This window comes from Paenibacillus sp. PSB04 (genome assembly GCF_025809195.1).
In the GTDB taxonomy this organism is placed as follows: domain Bacteria; phylum Bacillota; class Bacilli; order Paenibacillales; family Paenibacillaceae; genus Paenibacillus_AQ; species Paenibacillus_AQ favisporus.
On the sequence record NZ_CP081301.1, the window covers coordinates 4,227,115 to 4,244,919 of the forward strand.

Annotated in this window: 18 protein-coding genes; 16 read left to right on the plus strand and 2 right to left on the minus strand. The window is 52.6% G+C overall.

What is annotated here, in order from left to right; genetic code table 11:
* Window positions 1–14 precede the first annotated feature (14 nt).
* Both K2F33_RS19625 and K2F33_RS19630 read left to right on the plus strand, forming a co-directional pair.
* A complete protein-coding gene (locus K2F33_RS19625) occupies window positions 15–1,844 on the plus strand; it encodes a sensor histidine kinase (RefSeq protein ID WP_263878316.1) in 1,830 nt (609 codons plus the stop codon).
* Window positions 1,819–3,009, plus strand: coding sequence for a response regulator transcription factor (locus K2F33_RS19630; RefSeq protein ID WP_212984257.1), 1,191 nt, complete (start codon window positions 1,819–1,821; stop codon window positions 3,007–3,009). The genes K2F33_RS19625 and K2F33_RS19630 overlap by 26 nt, the downstream gene beginning before the upstream one ends.
* A gap of 95 nt (window positions 3,010–3,104) precedes the next feature.
* Here the strand turns inward: K2F33_RS19630 and lexA are convergent, their stop codons facing one another.
* Window positions 3,105–3,731: a transcriptional repressor LexA gene (lexA, locus tag K2F33_RS19635; protein WP_076171240.1), complete on the minus strand. Its 627-nt coding sequence runs from the start codon at window positions 3,729–3,731 to the stop codon at window positions 3,105–3,107.
* Window positions 3,732–3,970: 239 nt separating this feature from the next.
* On the opposite strand from lexA, the gene K2F33_RS19640 reads away from it, so the two are divergent.
* The 5 genes from K2F33_RS19640 (at window position 3,971) to K2F33_RS19660 (ending at window position 6,864) form a co-directional block, all read left to right on the plus strand.
* Window positions 3,971–4,351, plus strand: a complete 381-nt coding sequence (locus tag K2F33_RS19640; RefSeq protein WP_263878317.1) for a LysM peptidoglycan-binding domain-containing protein — start codon at window positions 3,971–3,973, stop codon at window positions 4,349–4,351.
* Window positions 4,352–4,452: 101 nt separating this feature from the next.
* Window positions 4,453–4,635 (plus strand): DUF896 domain-containing protein, encoded by a 183-nt coding sequence (locus K2F33_RS19645; RefSeq protein ID WP_076171246.1) that lies wholly within the window; start codon window positions 4,453–4,455, stop codon window positions 4,633–4,635.
* 237 nt (window positions 4,636–4,872) lie between these two features.
* On the plus strand, window positions 4,873–5,388 hold the full coding sequence (locus K2F33_RS19650) for a hypothetical protein (RefSeq protein ID WP_076171250.1): 516 nt from the start codon (window positions 4,873–4,875) through the stop codon (window positions 5,386–5,388).
* A 39-nt stretch (window positions 5,389–5,427) separates the two neighbouring features.
* Window positions 5,428–6,222, plus strand: a complete 795-nt coding sequence (locus tag K2F33_RS19655) for an HAD family hydrolase (RefSeq protein WP_263878318.1) — start codon at window positions 5,428–5,430, stop codon at window positions 6,220–6,222.
* Between the two features lie 228 nt (window positions 6,223–6,450).
* Window positions 6,451–6,864 (plus strand): FixH family protein, encoded by a 414-nt coding sequence (locus K2F33_RS19660; protein ID WP_076171256.1) that lies wholly within the window; start codon window positions 6,451–6,453, stop codon window positions 6,862–6,864.
* 89 nt (window positions 6,865–6,953) lie between these two features.
* Here the strand turns inward: K2F33_RS19660 and K2F33_RS19665 are convergent, their stop codons facing one another.
* A complete protein-coding gene (locus K2F33_RS19665) occupies window positions 6,954–7,493 on the minus strand; it encodes a 1,2-dihydroxy-3-keto-5-methylthiopentene dioxygenase (protein ID WP_076171258.1) in 540 nt (179 codons plus the stop codon).
* 205 nt (window positions 7,494–7,698) lie between these two features.
* Here K2F33_RS19665 and metH point away from each other — a divergent pair, with 205 nt between their 5' ends.
* The 9 genes from metH (at window position 7,699) to K2F33_RS19710 (ending at window position 17,683) form a co-directional block, all read left to right on the plus strand.
* A complete protein-coding gene (gene metH / locus K2F33_RS19670) occupies window positions 7,699–11,115 on the plus strand; it encodes a methionine synthase (protein ID WP_373319010.1) in 3,417 nt (1,138 codons plus the stop codon).
* Window positions 11,116–11,217: 102 nt separating this feature from the next.
* Window positions 11,218–12,150 carry a ribonuclease Z gene (gene rnz, locus K2F33_RS19675; RefSeq protein ID WP_116229864.1) on the plus strand — a complete coding sequence of 311 codons (933 nt, stop codon included), beginning with the start codon at window positions 11,218–11,220 and terminating at the stop codon, window positions 12,148–12,150.
* A gap of 461 nt (window positions 12,151–12,611) precedes the next feature.
* On the plus strand, window positions 12,612–13,400 hold the full coding sequence (locus K2F33_RS19680; RefSeq protein ID WP_076171769.1) for a TIGR01457 family HAD-type hydrolase: 789 nt from the start codon (window positions 12,612–12,614) through the stop codon (window positions 13,398–13,400).
* Window positions 13,401–13,472: 72 nt separating this feature from the next.
* Window positions 13,473–14,288 (plus strand): DNA-formamidopyrimidine glycosylase, encoded by an 816-nt coding sequence (mutM, locus tag K2F33_RS19685; RefSeq protein ID WP_089547902.1) that lies wholly within the window; start codon window positions 13,473–13,475, stop codon window positions 14,286–14,288.
* Window positions 14,278–15,135 (plus strand): deoxyribonuclease IV, encoded by an 858-nt coding sequence (locus K2F33_RS19690; RefSeq protein ID WP_089547901.1) that lies wholly within the window; start codon window positions 14,278–14,280, stop codon window positions 15,133–15,135. Before mutM ends, K2F33_RS19690 begins: the two co-directional genes overlap by 11 nt.
* 41 nt (window positions 15,136–15,176) lie before the next feature.
* Window positions 15,177–15,518, plus strand: a complete 342-nt coding sequence (locus K2F33_RS19695) for a cyclic-phosphate processing receiver domain-containing protein (protein ID WP_076171273.1) — start codon at window positions 15,177–15,179, stop codon at window positions 15,516–15,518.
* The gene (locus tag K2F33_RS19700; protein ID WP_076171275.1) at window positions 15,515–15,835 is read left to right on the plus strand and encodes a thioredoxin family protein; all 321 of its coding nucleotides are present in this window, start codon (window positions 15,515–15,517) and stop codon (window positions 15,833–15,835) included. Before K2F33_RS19695 ends, K2F33_RS19700 begins: the two co-directional genes overlap by 4 nt.
* A complete protein-coding gene (locus K2F33_RS19705; RefSeq protein WP_263878319.1) occupies window positions 15,832–16,605 on the plus strand; it encodes an ABC transporter ATP-binding protein in 774 nt (257 codons plus the stop codon). Before K2F33_RS19700 ends, K2F33_RS19705 begins: the two co-directional genes overlap by 4 nt.
* Before the next feature lie 7 nt (window positions 16,606–16,612).
* The gene (locus K2F33_RS19710; RefSeq protein WP_263878320.1) at window positions 16,613–17,683 is read left to right on the plus strand and encodes a 23S rRNA (cytidine(2498)-2'-O)-methyltransferase RlmM; all 1,071 of its coding nucleotides are present in this window, start codon (window positions 16,613–16,615) and stop codon (window positions 17,681–17,683) included.
* Window positions 17,684–17,805 lie beyond the last annotated feature (122 nt).

Consider the following 17,805-nt stretch of genomic DNA (forward strand, 5'->3'; position numbering starts at 1 on the left):
AGGGGAATGTATCTGTGGGGCGACATTTTCGTTCGATTCACAGCCGTCTTTTTCTGCTGTTTCTATGCTGCATGACCGGCATATTGATATTGATCAGCGTCGTGTATTATTACCGCACCATTTCCATTATTCATACCAAGGTGAATGATATCGCCGAGAAGAACATTTCGCAGACCGCCGGACTGTTCAACTCGCTGCTTCAAGGCTACAACAGTCTCTCCAAGTCGCTCAACAGCAACTACGAGCTGACCCGGCTGCTTCAAGAGACCCATGTAAAAGAGACCGTCGCCATCGAAAACGAACGAACGATTACGAATATTATCGGGGCGGCTTACTATTCAAGGAACGATATTACAGGCATCCATATTCTGACCGACAGGGGCAAAGTGTACAGCTATGAGCGCCAGTTCGCCGGGGTCATCGACAACAATTACGCCCAGACGTCCTGGTACAACGAGCTGAACGCCTCGTCGGGCAATATGGTCTGGCTCGGGATGATGCCGGGTTCGCCGATCAACACGCTGCAGCAGAAAGAGAACGTCTTTGTGTTCGGCCGGAAGCTGTACGATCTGAACACGCACAAGCAGCTTGGCATCATGGTCATCGAAGCGAATCCTTCGTCCATCATGGAGGCGATGTCCAATGTGACGATCAGCCCGGGCAGCCGCGTGTACCTGATCGATCAGAACAACAACATCATCGCTTCGACCGGTAAAAAAGGGACGGAGGCGCCGGACTTTGCCAGCATTCCGAAGCCAGGTGCCGAGGACGGTATTCTGGTGGATGACAGCTCAAGCCAGCTGGTGGTCGCTGCCAATACGCCCATGGCGGGCTGGACGATCTACGGTTTTACCCCGAAGCACGACATTCAGGCGGAAGTGAACCAGACGACCCAATACCTCGTTATCGTTCTAATCGTGCTGATTATCGTCTCCACGGTTCTGGCCACGCTGGTATCGCGCAACATTGCTTCCCCGCTGAAGCTGCTGATCCGGGAAATGAAAAAGGTGGAGATGGGCAATTTCAGCGGTTCGGTTAATGTCGACTCGTTTGACGAAATCAACAGCCTGGTGTCTTCCTTCAACCGGATGGTGCACCGGATGGATGAGCTGATTGAGACGATCAAGGTCACGACCGTCAGCGAGAAAAACGCGCAGCTGCAGGCGCTGCAGTCCCAGGTGAATCCGCATTTTTTGTACAACACGCTGGACATGATTTACTGGATGCTGGATGAAAAAGGGAATGAACGCCTCAGCAGGGTCATTCTGTCACTGTCGCAAATGTTCCGTTACAGCAGCAACTGGGAAGAGGCTTCCCGGACGACGCTGCGTCAGGAATTGGAACAGATCCGGCATTATTTGACGATTATCGAGAACCGGCTGAAGGATAGGCTTGCACCGAAGATCGATGTGGATCCACAGTGGATGGACGTCACGCTGCCGAAAATGACGATTCAGCCGATTATTGAAAACGCTGTAAAATATGGACTGGAGCCGCTGGATCGGCAGGGCATGCTGCTCGTTACGGCGGAGCAGGTCATGGACGATCTCCATGTCGTCGTTCGGGATAACGGGAAGGGAATGAACGAAGACACGCTGATGCAGGTCAGAAGCTTGCTGGAGGGCGGCAACCGCACGTCGCCCAAAGCGGAGGACAGAGACGGCCCCGTGCTTCGCCGTGGCATCGGTTTGAGCAATGTGCATGAGCGGATCCGAATGATGTTCGGCAGTCCGTACGGTTTATACTTGGACAGTCAAGAAGGGGAAGGAACGACGGTAACCATCCGTTTACCAATCCGGCACCAAGGAGGAATGGAAGATGAACATTTTAGTCGTGGACGATGAGCATGTGATCCGTGACGGAATTAAGCGCACCATCCACCGGGCCTATCCGCAGCATTATGTTCACCTGGCGGCGAATCCGGAGGAAGCGGTTCAGCAGCTGCGCAAACACCGGATTGATCTGGTGCTGACCGATATCCTCATGCCGGGAATGACGGGCCTTGAATTGATGCAGCTGTGCCAAGGCAGTTATCCGCATATCAAATGGGTCATCATTTCGGCTTATTCCGAGTTTTCCTACGCCCAGGAAGCCGTCAAGCTTGGGGCTAAGGACTATATGCTCAAGCCGATCGGGAAAGAGCTGCTGCTCTCCATGATTTCCGGACTTGCTCAGGAGATGGATCGGGAGAATGAAATCGTGCGCGAGGCGGAGCTGCTGAAGTCTAACCTGAAGTATTTGCGTGAGGCTGTGTTTCAGCGCTGGGCGAGCGGACTCGATACTGGGCGCCTTGACGTCGCGTCTATAATTGAGAGCTACCCCGCATTCCAACTGGTAATGGTTAAGATGGAGAGCGACGCGCCGGTGCATCTGGAGCATTTTATTATTGAAAATGTGCTTGGTGAGCTGATTGAAGCGCACGGCTGCGGATTTGTGACAAGCATGGACGAAACGAGCCTGATCGGCCTCGTCTCACTGGGGGAAGAGGGAGGCATGAAACGTCTGACGGATGAGCTGCGCGCTAACTTGAAACGATGCGTCAAGGTGCCTTTCCAGATTCAGTCGACGGGACTTATCACAGACATTCACCGGGTGCCGGAGGAAGTGCGGCGGATGCGCCAGGAATCGGCATCGCTGGAGTACGAATACAACAACCCGGGCGGTAACCGAGCGATCGAGGTTGCGGTGCAGTACATCAAAGCACACTATCATACGGATCTGTCCCTGGAAAAGGTAGCTTCGGTCGTGTTCCTGAATCCGGTCTATTTCAGCCAGCTGTTTAAGCAGAAGACAGGAAGCGGCTTCAAGGAATACGTCACCAATCTGCGGATCGAACAAGCCTGCAAGCTGCTGCTGCAAACGCATTTGAAGCTGGCCGACATTTCGGACAAAGTCGGATATGTGGACGTCAAGCATTTTACCCAGGTGTTCCGCAAAAAAACGGGAAAAACCCCGACGGAGTACCGTCTGGAGCAAACGGCGGATTCCCGTGAGGTGTGTCCCACCTGAATCATCCTGCCTTGATCCCAACGCCGAAAAGAGCCCTTGACCTTCCTGAGTAAGGAAGAGCAAGGGCTCTATTGCTGCTTGTCCAGCATCATCTGCTAGTGAATATCGCGGAACAGCCCGACGACTTTACCCAGAATGGTGACATGGTTCAGACGCAAAGGTTCGTAAGCCGGGTTCTCCGGTTGAAGCCGGATATGGTCCTTCTCCTTGTAAAACGTCTTCACGGTTGCTTCATCCTCATCCGTCATGGCAACGACGATGTCCCCGTTATCGGCTGTCTGCTGCTGTCTCACGATGACGTAGTCACCGTTATGAATGCCCGCCTCGATCATACTGTCCCCAACGACGGAAAGCATAAATACTTTCTCATCTCCAACATAGTGCTGTGGCAGAGGGAAGTAATCTTCAATGTTCTCCGTTGCCGTGATCGGCACCCCAGCTGTGACCTTGCCTACTACGGGAACTCTGGCGATCGTATGCGTGAACAGATTGCTGCTCTCGGATTCTTCTTGTCCCAACAGTTCGATGGCACGAGGCTTCGTAGGGTCTCTGCGGATCAAGCCTTTCTTCTCCAGTCGGTCCAAATGGCCGTGTACGGTCGAGCTGGAAGCCAACCCTACCGCCTCACCGATCTCTCGGACGGACGGAGGATAACCCTTGGCGCGGACTTCATTTCTGATAAATTCCAATATCGCTTGCTGCCGGCTAGATATCTTTGACATTCCCCATCAACCCCATTTAGTAACGTTTGGTAAAATTATAACATAGAACTGCCGTTCGTACAAACATAAGTTCTAAATGATTTTGCTTTGATGGAGCGGGATTTTCGCGGCTTCTGAATGAAGGAAGCCCGCCTCTAAAAACATAGGAACAATTGTTCGAAAAAAGTATTGAACAAAACAAATGTTCGTGTTATATTGTTCTCATGAAACAAGAACAAACGTTTGGAGGCGTAATATTTATGCTGAAACACACTACATACCAAAGTATTTATAATAACCCATCCGTTAACCCATCCATCAATGAAGCTATAGCATCTCCTTGGTTGAAGAAACTCCAGTCCTTCGTGCCTGGCCCTGCCTTGATCAAACTGATCCTGGCGGCCCTGATTATTTTGGTGGGATGCACAGGTGTCGTTCGCGTATTCGCGGGAACCTCGGATGATGTTCGGTTAGAGAAAAATGTCATCGTTCAGCAAGGCGATACGCTGTGGGGAATCGCTTCTGCCCATAAGCCGGAAGACATGGATATCCGCGCATACATTATGGCGGTGAAGAAGTATAACGATTTAACCAGCAGCGAAATTCAAGCCGGAGAAGTATTGGCACTCCCACAATATTAATAGAAGATAAATGATCAAGAGCTTGGAAAGGTGTGAACCTTGACAAGCTCTTTTTATCATGGCAAAGTTAGGTATGACTTGAATATTGGAGGAGTAATTGTATGGATATCGACAGCGTTGTAGAGAGAATTAATGAGCTTGCGCGCAAGCAAAAGGAATCCGGTTTAACCGAAGAGGAAATCGAAGAACGGGCCAAGCTTCGTGAGAGATACCTTCAGAATGTCCGCAGAAATTTCAGACAGCAGCTGGACTCGATTGAATGGGTGGATGAAGAGAAGAAATAACACCCGCTGCTGGTTTAGACTCATACATTCGATTATGGTATAGACTGACTCAAGGTTTTGTATGGCTCACTACCGAGAACAGAATGCTTCTATGTAAGCGCACCAAGTTTTCCTTCATTTGCTTTCTATTATATAGAATGTGAAACTACAGGAATAATTGCTGTAAGCAGTATTGGGCCGTTATATATGAGGAAGTAAATAACTATATAGCCGAAAGCATTTTGAGGAGGTTCGTGAATGGCCCGTTCATGGGAAAGACAGGTAAGAAAAAACTCAGCGCAGCTGAACAAGCAGAGAAAGAAAGAGGGAAAGCCATCCATCTATAGCACGGGAGGTCCATCGGCTGACATTTATAAAGGAAGAAACTATGTGCTTCCGATTACGATGGTCGCTCTGGCCGCGGTTTACTTCCTGCTCGGAATGCTCGGACAGGAGGGTACGGCGGGAAACAGCGGCATGACCTGGATCATTATGGCCATGTACGTGTTCCTGGGCTTGATGATCTTTTTGCGCAGGCCTTTCCTGCGCGTGGAGAAAAACGCCGTATCGACGATCAAGTTCAACCGGGATCGGCGACTGACCGCAGACAATATCGCCAAGATCAAGCTGGCCAAAGGCTCTGTCGTGATTGAGCCGAAGGGCAAAGGCGGCAACTGGGTGTTCACGCGCCTGATCAACCGCTACGATACCGATGCCATAGGGGAACGTCTGGAGCGTTTTGCGCAGACCCATAATATCCCTTTGGAAAAATAAACAAATATAAGAGATAGCAGATGGAGAGGATGGAAGAGGATGCCGGTACAAGCTGTTTTTTTCGATTTGGACGATACGCTGTTGTGGGATGAGCGCAGCGTGAAGGAATCCTTTGAAGCGGTATGCGAGACGGCCGCCATGGCGAAGGGCATTGACGCCAAGGAGCTGGAGGAAGCGGTCCGCAATGAGGCAAGGGCGTTATATCAATCCTATGACACGTTTGCCTTTACCCAAATGATTGGAATTAACCCGTTTGAAGGACTGTGGGCCAACTTCAGCGCAGGCGAACAACCTGAATTTCGCAGACTTGAGGAGCTCGCTCCAGGCTACCGCAAGGAATCATGGCGGCGTGGTCTGCTGAAGCTTGGGGTTGACGATGAACAGCTGGCCGGAGAATTGGCCGAGCAATTTGCCGCCGAGCGCCGCTCCCGCCCCCATGTATATGAAGAGACCTTCCAAGTGCTGGACGAATTGAAAGGAAACAAGAAGCTGCTTCTTCTGACGAACGGCTGTCCCGCGCTCCAGCAGGAGAAGATCGCCGGCGTTCCTGAGCTTGCTCCATATTTTGACGAGATCGTCATTTCCGGTACATACGGCAAAGGCAAACCGGATCCGACCATCTTCGAACATGCGCTTTCATTACTTGGATTAACACCGGAACAGACGCTCATGGTCGGCGACAAGCAGACAACCGACATCAAAGGCGGAAATAGTGCCGGACTGACCACAGTATGGATCAACCGCAACGGAAAAGTAAAAGATCCGTCCATTGAGCCTGATTACGAAATCAAGCATCTGTCTGAACTGCATCGCATCATCGCCGAACGTTCTTGAGTCGGTCTTATATGCTAGCCTGCCCAGAGGGGAATCCTTCGTCCGGCAGGCTTTTATTATACCTTGTGTATATGAATGCCCCGCTTGCTGAGCAAGCTTGACCCTTTCCGGTCAATTTGTTCCATTTTGTTAACAGATGGATGGTTTGGGTGAGGCGATAATTATGTATAATGATGAAGAATATGGACAAACAGCTTACATAGATAGACGTATAGGGAGTGACTTCGCTTGAGAAAGTACGGTTTTGTTGCTCTGCTGCTGCTGGCGGTATGGAGCATAGCAGGCTGCGGCAGCGGCGGCGGTGGTCATGCGGGCATGGACATGAGCGAGAGCATGATGGATCCGGTGCAGGTGGATCTTAGCTGGACGCCCGAGCAGGCCAAGGTAGGTAACCAAGTTACCATCGAGGTGAACGTAACGCAAAAGGATAAACCAGTCGATAAGGCCGATGAGGTTATGATTGAAATCTCGAAGGAAGGCGACAGCAGCAGCCATGAAAAGGTGGCCGCCCAGAATGCAGGCGGAGGGAAGTATACGCTCGATAAAACCTTCGATCAGGCGGGCACCTACAGCATCACGTCCCATGTTACGGTAGGACCACAGCATACGATGCCGACGAAAAAGCTGACCGTGACGGAATAATCAGCATCATGATTCGTTTGATAACGACAAGCAACCCCGTTCTTCCTGGCGAAGGCGGGGGTTGCTGCGTATATCGCTATATTTATGGATTAGGACTGAAAGCTTGGGTCCTGAACCGGATGGGCGACCCAGCCGTTTTCCTCGATAAAGAGGCGGACGGCGATAATTTTACGGTTGTCCATCAGCGTAAAGAAGTGGTTTGTATTTTCCGGAACGGAGATGACATCACCGGCTTCGAGCTCGACATTGAAGTAGCCGATGTCGCCTGCGCCCTTGATTACGAATATTCCTTTGCCGCCCACGATCGCCCGGATTTCGTCTTCCGTGTGGGTATGAACCTCTTCGAACTTATTCAGCAGGTCTTCCAGGTTCGGCGTAGCGTCGGACAGCGTGATGACGTCCCAGATCTTGTAGCCGCGGCGGGCGGCCAGATCACGGATCTCCTCATCGTAGGTGTCCAGGATTTGCTTTTTCTGCTCGTCGTTCAGTTGAAAATTGGTTTGAAGCTCCAGAGGCAGCTTGGAAGCATCCCATTTTTCATAAAGAACGTTTTGATTGTTGAGGAACTCACGAACATTATCGTCGCCGGTAATCCGTTCGTTCGTATTGCGAATCACGATTTCAGCCATCTCTAAACCCTCTTTTCCACTTGGATTAATTCATATTATAACGAACGATACTTTTGTTGTCGATTATATATTACACGAAAATCAGGAGCAAAACCCTGCCTTAAGGCATTTCTTGCACTTTTCTAATAAGGGCTATTCTGATAAACTAAGATTTAACGTTTGGCAGGGGGGACATACAGTGAACAGACCTGACTTGAAGGAATTAATGAAAGAACGAATATTGATATTGGACGGTGCCATGGGTACCATGATCCAGCAGGTCGACCTTGGCCCTCAGGATTTTGGTGGAGAAGAGCTGGAAGGCTGTAATGAAATGCTGGTCATTACCCGTCCCGATGTGATCGAACAGATCCACGAGAAGTATCTGGAAGCCGGGGCGGATCTCATAGAGACGAATACGTTCGGCGCTACCTCGGTCGTATTGTCTGAATACGATATTCCCGAGAAGGCGCGGGAGATTAATCTGCTTGCTGCGGAAATTGCCCGCAGAGCGGCGGATAAATTCAGCACGCCGGACAAGCCTAGGTACGTAATCGGCGCGATCGGACCGACGACGAAGACGCTGTCGGTGACCGGGGGCGTAACTTTTGAAGAGCTCGTGAGCAGCTATGAGGAGCAGGCGGTTGCCCTGATCGAGGGCAAAGTCGACGCCCTGTTGCTTGAAACGAGCCAGGATACACTGAATGTTAAGGCCGGCAGCATCGGAATCCGGAATGCCTTTGCAAGCACTGGGATCACGCTGCCGATTATGATTTCCGGTACGATCGAGCCGATGGGGACGACCCTGGCCGGGCAGAACATTGAAGCGTTCTACATTTCACTGGAGCACCTGAATCCGATTTCGGTCGGCCTTAACTGTGCGACAGGTCCGGAATTTATGCGCGATCACATCCGTTCGCTCGCCTCCATGGCCAAAACGGCGGTCAGCTGCTATCCGAATGCCGGCCTTCCGGATGAGAACGGGCATTACCATGAATCTCCGGAGTCTCTGGCCCGGAAGATGGAAGACTTTGCGGAGCAGGGCTGGCTCAATATTGCCGGCGGCTGCTGCGGAACGACTCCGGATCATATTCGGGCACTGAACGAGGTCATGAAGGGTTACCAGCCTCGTCAAATGGAAGGGAGCCATCCGCCGGCGCTGTCCGGAATTGAGCCCGTGTACATTGAGTCGGACAACCGGCCATATATGGTGGGAGAGCGGACCAACGTGCTCGGCTCCCGCAAATTCAAGCGCCTGATCGTGGAAGGGAAGTACGAGGAAGCTTCGGAGATCGCCCGGGCCCAGGTCAAAAACGGAGCGCACGTCATCGACGTCTGCGTGCAGGATCCGGACCGGGATGAAGCGGAGGATATCAAACAGTTCCTGGAGCTGGTGGTGAAAAAGGTCAAAGTGCCGCTCATGATCGACACGACCGATCCGAAGGTCATCGACCTTGCGCTCAAATATTCTCAGGGCAAAGCGATTATTAACTCCATTAACCTTGAAGACGGTGAAGAAAAGTTCGAACATGTGGCTCCGCTCATCCACAAATACGGGGCTGCCGTCGTGGTGGGGACCATCGATGAGAGCGGACAGGCCATTGACCGAAACGACAAGCTGAATGTGGCCAAGCGATCATACGATCTGCTCGTTCATAAATACGGCATTCCCGCTGAGGACCTGATTTTCGACACACTGGTGTTCCCGGTTGGTACCGGTGATGAGCAGTACATCGGTTCCGCCAAGGAAACGATTGAAGGGATCCGTTTGATCAAGGAAGCGATGCCGGAGTGCCATACGATCCTTGGCATCAGCAACGTCTCGTTCGGTTTGCCGGAAGCGGGCCGCGAAGTATTGAACTCCGTTTTCCTGTACGAGTGTACGAAAGCGGGCCTGGACTATGCCATCGTGAATACCGAGAAGCTGGAGCGCTATGCCTCGATTCCAGAAGCGGAGCGGAAGCTGGCCGAAGAGCTGATTTACAATACGAACGACGAGACGCTGGCCGCGTTTGTGGCGGCGTTCCGGAATAAAAAGGTCGAGAAGAAAGAGAAAATTTCGAACTTGTCGCTGGAAGAACGGCTGGCTACCTATATCGTTGAAGGCACCAAGGAAGGGCTGATTCCCGATCTGGATGCTGCGCTGCAGAAGTACGGCGCCTTGGAGATCATCAACGGGCCGCTCATGGACGGCATGTCCGAAGTCGGTCGTCTGTTCAACAACAACGAGCTGATCGTGGCGGAGGTGCTGCAGAGCGCCGAGGTAATGAAAGCGTCCGTGTCCTATCTGGAGCCTTTTATGGAAAAGAACGAAACGTCCGTCAAAGGGAAGATGCTGCTGGCCACCGTTAAAGGCGACGTGCATGATATCGGTAAAAACCTGGTCGAGATTATCCTCTCGAACAATGGTTACCAAATCGTCAATTTGGGTATAAAAGTACCACCGGAGACGATCATCGAGGCTTACCGGAAGGAGCAGGCCGATTTGATCGGACTATCCGGTCTGCTGGTGAAATCCGCACAGCAAATGGTCGTGACCGCGCAGGACTTGAAAAATGCCGGCGTGAAGGTGCCGATTATGGTTGGCGGAGCGGCATTGACCCGCAGGTTTACCAAAACGCGGATCCGGCCGGAGTATGAAGGCATGGTCGTGTACGCGAAGGACGCTATGGACGGGCTTGACCTGGCAAACAAGCTGATGGATCCGGAGCAGCGCAGTCTGATGCAGGCTGAAATGGACGCGGAGCTCGAAGCGCTTTTGGCGGAAGCTGAAAAACCGGTTGAGCTGCCGGAACTGACCCGTGCGGCCAAGTCCAACGTGTCGACGGATGTCCCGGTCTTTAACCCGCCCGATTTGGAGCGGCACATCATCCGCAACTATCCGATCAGCCACATCATCCCATACATGAACATGCAGATGCTGCTTGGCCATCATTTGGGGTTGCGCGGTCAGGTCGAGCAGCTGCTGGAGAAAGGTGACGAAAAAGCGCTGGATTTGAAAGCAACCGTCGATGATGTACTGGATCAGGCCGCCCGCGAGGGGATTATCCAGGCGCATGCGATGTACCGCTTCTTCCCTGCGCAGTCGAGGGGCAACGACATTGTCATTTACGATCCGGAGGATCACACCAAGGTACTGCATACGTTTACGTTCCCGCGCCAGAACGTGGCACCGTTCCTCTGCCTCGCCGATTTCCTGAAATCGGTCGACAGCGGCAAGATGGACTATGTCGGCTTCCTGGTCGTCACCGCGGGACAAGGCATTTCGAAGCTGTCTTCGGAGTGGAAGGATAAAGGAGACTATCTGAAGTCCCATGTCCTGCAATCGGTGGCTCTTGAGACCGCCGAAGCGCTGGCCGAGCGCGTTCACCATATGATGCGTGATACGTGGGGCTTCCCTGACCCGGCCGATATGACGATGAAGCAGCGTCACGGGGCAAGGTATCAAGGCATCCGCGTCTCCTTCGGATATCCGGCATGTCCGGATCTGGAGGATCAGGAGCCGCTCTTCAAGCTGATGCAGCCGGAGGATATCGGCGTACATCTGACCGAAGGCTTTATGATGGAGCCTGAAGCTTCGGTGTCGGCGATGGTGTTTGCCCATCCGGAAGCACGGTATTTTAATGTCGACAAGGTAAAATAATATATATTCGGTTCATAGCCGAACCGAAGCAAATGTCAGCAAAACCCTCCGATTGTTCGGGGGTTTTTTGCTGGCGCATTCTTGGAAAGAAGGTATAGCGTTATGGAACTGGAGTTTTTGGGTACCAATGCGGGGGTTCCTTCTCTGCAGCGGAACGTGACATCGATGGCGCTTCGGATGTACGAGGAGCGGCGCAGCTTCTGGATGTTCGATTGCGGCGAAGGCACGCAGCATCAAATTCTGCGGTCTTCATTAAAGCTGAGCAAGCTGGAGAAAATTTTCATTACCCACCTGCACGGTGATCATATATTCGGTCTTCCCGGGCTGCTCTCCAGCAGGTCCAACCAGGGCGGCACCACGCCCTTGCAGCTGTACGGACCGCCGGGGATCAAAAAATACATAGACACGTCACTTACCCTCAGCCAGTCGCGAATCGAGTTTGAACTTGAGGTGAATGAGCACACGGGGGGAGTCATTTTTGAAGACGGGGAGGTCCGGGTTGAATCCCGTCTGCTGGAGCACCGCATTGACAGCTATGGATACCGGATCATGGAAAAAGACAAGCCAGGCAGCTTGGACTTGAAACGGATGGCCGAGTACGGGTTAAAACCGGGGCCGATTTACGGCCGTTTGAAGCGCGGGGAGAGCATCGACCTGGAAGACGGCCGGGTGCTTACACCGGCAGACGTGCTTGGTGCGCCGAAGAAGGGGCGCGTCGTTACGATCTTGGGCGATACCCGCCCTTGTGCCAACGTTCTGCCGCTGGCCGAACAGGCGGATCTGCTCGTTCATGAGGCCACGTTTCTGCATGAGCTTCATGAGACCGCACACAACTATCATCACAGCACGGCGCTTCAAGCCGCAGAAGCTGCCCGCGACGCGGGGGCCAAGGAGCTCATTATTACGCACTTCAGCTCACGTTACAAGGATATGGAGCACCTGCAGCCTCTATTGGCGGAAGCCAGGTCACTCTTTCCAAAAACGCTGCTGGCCGAAGAATTGGTGCTGTTTCCGGTGACCCGCCACGAAGAATAGTGAAGACATAGGGCAGGCGATAATGGTATGAAGGCTCCGGGCGAGCCTTTTTTCTTTAAGATTATAGAATTTATAAATTTCAGCGAAGCTGAACCATTCTATAATCGCAAGAAAAACTTCAGCTAAACGCGGTCTGTCTTCTTTGAAGGTACGTCGATAGACGTTTTTCTTACTGCAGCGGTTCATTTCCCGGATAATCATTATTTTCCGGGAAAGCGCAGGAAATGACACAACTTTGCACAATTGGACTTCCCGTGATAGGTTTCAGGGTAAACGCATGACGAAATAATGGAGATAAACGTCCTTGTCGTCGTGCTTCCGGTTGCCACATTCCTCCGTTTTCTTTTACAATGGAACAAGCTGGGTTACAGGAAGCCTGAAAATCGACTGTTGCAGCGGGAGCCAGGCTTTTCGCAGCCAAAAGTTTTACTAGATGAAACGAGGTATGTCCATTGAACACGCTGAAAACTACCCGCGGTCTGCTGATTGACCTGGACGGAACGTTATATCATGGGAAACATATGATACCCGGAGCGGACATTCTGATTCGAACGCTGCAATCGCGGGAAATCCCTTATTTATTCGTGACGAACAATTCTTCGAAAACGCCGGAAATGGTGGCTGCTCATTTGAACGAAATGGGTGTTCCCGCCGACAAAGAGAAGGTTTGCACCTCGTCACTTGCCGCTGCGCGGTATATCGCTGAAGAATCTCCTGGGGCCAGAGTGGCTATGCTAGGGGAAGATGGGCTTCGGCAGGCTTTGATTGAGGAAGGGCTCAAGCTCGTCGACGATGCGCCTGAATTTGTCGTGCAAGGCATCGACCGCTCTTTTACTTACGATACGCTCGCCCAGGCCGTTCGCTGGATCCGTGAAGGCGCCCGTTCTGTGCTGACCAATCCCGACCTTCTGCTTCCTTCCGATCACGGGCTTGTCCCGGGGGCCGGATCGCTTGGAGCAGCAATTGAAGCGGCTTCCGGTGTCAAACCGGTGATTATCGGGAAGCCTTCGAGCCACTTGATGAAATATGCTACGGATCGGCTGCAGCTGTCCCCGACCGAAGCCACTGTGATCGGTGATAATATGCGTACGGACATTGCGGCAGGGGCTGCCGCGGGATGTCAGACGATTTTGGTCCTGACGGGGCTGACGACGGAGAGCAACTTGCAGATGCACGTCGATGCAGCCGGCATCTCTCCGGACATCATTTGCCGTGATCTGACCGAGCTGACTCAGCTGTTGTGTCCTTGACACCTTCAGGGACCGTTTTATATACATTTACATGAACATCCGTGATGGATTTTGAAAGGATAGATGAACAAGATGCCGGAACTGCCGGAAATGGAAAATTACCGAAGATTGCTGTCAGAACTGATTATCAATGCTCCGATTACGAACGTGGTCGTCAACCGGGAGAAATCCATTAATGTTCCCGTTGAAAGCTTCAAAGAGGAGCTGCTTGGTACGAGAACGATTTTTGTGGAGCGGCGCGGAAAGCACCTCATTTTCCACCTGAACAACGGCCGCAGGCTGCTCCTGCATCTGATGCTGGGCGGCTCGATGTATTACGGAACCGAAGAGGATCGCCCGAAACGTACTACCCAGATTGAAATTTCGTTTGGGGACCGGACGCTGTATTTTATCGGCCTTCGGCTAGGCCATCTTCATCTGCATTCGGCAAAAGAAGTCGATGAGCTGTTCGCTCCCCTCGGACCGGAGCCGCTGGACCGCCGGATGACCCCGGAAAAGTTTGCAGGAATATTGCAGGGGCGGCGCGGATCTTTAAAATCGCTGCTGGTCAACCAGCATGTCATTGCCGGCATCGGGAACTGCTATGCGGATGAAATCGCGTATGAAGCCGGTCTTCTGCCTTCGGTGAAGGTTCAGGACTTGACGGAAGCATCGGTTGCGAGGCTGTATGATGCCATGCAGAAAGTGCTGCGTGAAGCCCTTGAAGGCGGGGGCTATATGGATACTCCGTTTATGGTGGGAGATCAGTTAACCGGCGGCTATGACGATCAGTGCAAAGTGTATGACCGTGAAGGGGAAGCATGCTACCGCTGCGGCGGTACGATCAACAAATCCGAATTAAACGGGCGGAAGGTTTTTTATTGTCCGTCCTGCCAGCATGAGCAGTAACCAGCTGCTCATCGGCTGCCATGTCAGCACGCGCGGCGGTTATGGGAGAGCTGCCCGGCGGGCATGGGAAATCGGAGCGAGATCGTTTCAATATTTTCCGAAAAATCCCCGCAGCATGTCGATCAAAACGCTGGATGTATCTGCTGCGGCGGACTGCCTTACCTTTTGCCGGGAGCACGGCATGCCAAGCATCGCCCACACCCCGTATCCGATCAACATCGCAATCGGCGACAGCCGGGGCCGGGAGCTGTACGAGCTGACCGTCAAGTCGCTGCAGAACGATCTGATCATCGCCGAGGCTTGCGGCACGGTCGGCATCGTGGTCCACTTCGGACATTTCAAAGGGCGCGATGCATTACAAGGCTACAAAAATATAATACAATGTTTAAACGAGACGCTGTCAGGCTGGCAGGGCAGCGCGAAGATTTTGCTGGAAAACCAGGCCGGCACCCCGGGCTCAATGGGCATTACGCTTGATGAGCTGGTAAACATCAGGCGGCTGAGCGATTACCCGGAGAAAATCGGCTTTTGCCTGGATACTTGCCATGCATACGCATCAGGCGTGTGGGATCCGCGTACGACGGATGCGCTCGTTGAGCGGGGCAGAGAGCTTGGATACTGGAGCGATCTGGCCGCAGTCCACCTGAACGATTCCAAATACCCGCTCGGGTCGGGAAAAGACCGCCATGAGCGGATCGGTCAGGGGTATATTGGCGAGGAAGCCTTTCAGGCGCTGCTGTCATATCCGGAATTCCATGGCAAGGCGCTCGTACTGGAGACGGACGCAGGCGAAGACGGTACGCACCGCGGCGATATCGCCAAGGTGAAAAGCTGGCCGATCGAATAGCCGTTTCGTTTTGTTTTTTTTAGGGAAGGAGGGACCCGAGCGTGATCCATCTGTTTTTGGATGACTACCGCCGCTGTCCGCAAGGCTTTACCCTCGCTCGCAATGCGGAGGAATGCCTTCTGATGCTCAAGGAGTGCGAGGTTGGCATATTATCGCTTGATTTTGACTTGGGACCCGGGGAAATGACCGGCAAGGACGTGGTCAAGCATATGATTACGGACGCCTTATTCCCGCAGGAGATTTATTTGCATACGTCGAGTATGTGGGGGAAAAAGGAAATGTATGAGCTGCTCTATCATCATAAGCCAGAGCATGTCGTGCTTCATAATGGCCCAATGCCTCCGGATGTGCTTGAGCGGATTGCGGGAGGGGAAACGCAATGAGGCATCTAAGTGAGCAGGAGCTGCTTAAGGAGCTTTGGACTAAGGGGCAGCCGCTGGCCGTCTTTTTGTATACTCCTTTCTGCGGCACGTGTAAAGCAGCCCGACGAATGCTTGAAGTGGCGGAGCATTTGCTGCCGGAGGGCATCGTGGCGGATGCGGACGTGAACATGCTGCCGCAGGTCGTTCAGCAGTATCAGATCCGCAGTGTGCCTGCGCTCCTCGTCACCGACGCGAACCGCAGCGCCAAACCGTCCATCCGGTACAACATGGGCTCCGTGGAGGACCTGCTGCAGGAAATTAGGGGAGTGATATCATGATTTCGATGAAGGACGTGACGCTGAGAAGAGAGGACAACCTCATTCTTGACCATGTGTCTCTCGAAATAAAACCCGGGGAGCATTGGGCGATTCTCGGGAGAAACGGCTCGGGTAAAACGACGATGCTGGAAATGATGACGGGTTATCTTTTTCCCAGCTCGGGTACAATTGAAGTACTGGGTAATGTATATGGCGAGTGCGATGTCCGGGAAGTGCGCAAAGAAATCGGCTATATCAGCCCTTCGCTGATCGAAAGGCTGTCGCTCAGCGACCCGGTGTGGGAAGTAGTGGCCACCGGAGCGTACGCTTTTTTGCGGTTTTATCAGGAGATTCCGGCGGACGTAAAAGAGAAGGCTTATAGTCTGCTGAAGGATATGCACTTGGGAGGACATGCGGAGTATCCCTTCGGCACGCTCTCCCAGGGCGAACGGAAAAAGGTACTGCTGGCACGCTGCTTGATGGCAGACCCCAAGCTGCTGATCATGGACGAGCCGTGTGCGGGCCTGGACTTATATGAACGGGAAAAGATGCTGGCCGAGGTTGACCGGCTTCGCCAGCGGAATATGACCGTAGTGTATGTGACCCACCATGTGGAAGAGATCGTGCCTCTATTCACCCATGTGGCGCTGATCCGTGACGGCAAAATCGCCGGTTCCGGTCCAAAGCAAGAGGTGCTGACTAACGAATTGATCAAGCGGACTTACGACATTCCTGCCAAACTGGAATGGGAAGAAGGACGTCCATGGATTAAAGTGATTTCTGGAGGGTAAACCCATTTTGACTGATCATAACTTATCGAATAATGAAAATAGCGAGGAATCGGGAGATTCCATCTCAAGATTTATATGCACGGCAAACCACGGCTTCGCTCCTTATGCCCAGGAAGAGCTGCGCCGCAAATTCGGCAGCCTAAAAAGCCGCGTGCTCGTGTCGGGAGAAGTGTTCCTGTTAACGCTAAATGAAGAAGCCGGCCGAGCCGTAGACATGATTATCAGCAGCCCGCCGATCTTTCTGCGTCACATCCAGCCTGTGCAGCTGGAGCAAAATGCAGAAGACATGGATCAGGCGGTCCGTGAGGTCAGCGCCTTCCTGCGGAACCGGAAGGAGCTTCATGGCGCAGCCGTGTCGCTTCAGGTTCGGAAAGCCGACGACAGCCTGTGGCAGGACAGCGCGGGCAAACTGCGCGAAACGCTGGCCGAGATGCTGAGCGACCTCGGGGCGGATTTCGTCGTGCAGGATCCGGAGTGGATCATTTCTATTTTTGCCGCCGGAAGCATGCTGTACGCCGGGGTTTCACGGCCATCCGACAACTTGTCGGATTGGAGCGGCGGAGCAATCCGCTTTCAGCGTGAGGAAGGACAGATCTCCAGGGCCAAATTCAAGCTGCTCGAAGCCGAACACAGCTTTGGCATCGATTTCACCGCTTTTCACAAGGCGATTGACATCGGAGCGGCGCCTGGAGGCTGGACGTCCTTTTTGCTGGAGCGCGGTTTACAGGTTACAGCCGTGGACCCGGCGGTCATGCATGAGTCGCTGCAGGGGCATCCCGCGCTGCGGATCCTCCGGAAAAATGCCTCAGAGGTACAATTCAAGGATGAGGAATTTGATCTTCTTGTATGTGATATGAGCTGGAGTCCGAAACAGATGGTGAAGCTGGTGAAGGAGCTGCTGCCAAGCCTGGCTGCGGGAGGAACGGCGGTTGTAACGGTGAAGCTGATGCATAAGAAACCGATGGCATTAATTGATGATGTTATTTCGTCGTTTGAGCAGGCTGAGATGCAGGTTCAGAGAGCCAAGCAGCTGTTTCACAATCGGGACGAGATCACACTTTATATGATAAAATATTAAGGTTGTTAATGATGTAGTACCGGTTTGCCAGTATTTGTCGCAATGATGCAGTTTGGAAAATATTTCTTGCGAGATCCGACAATTTATTTTATACTAGTACCAAAATTAACCAAACGATAATA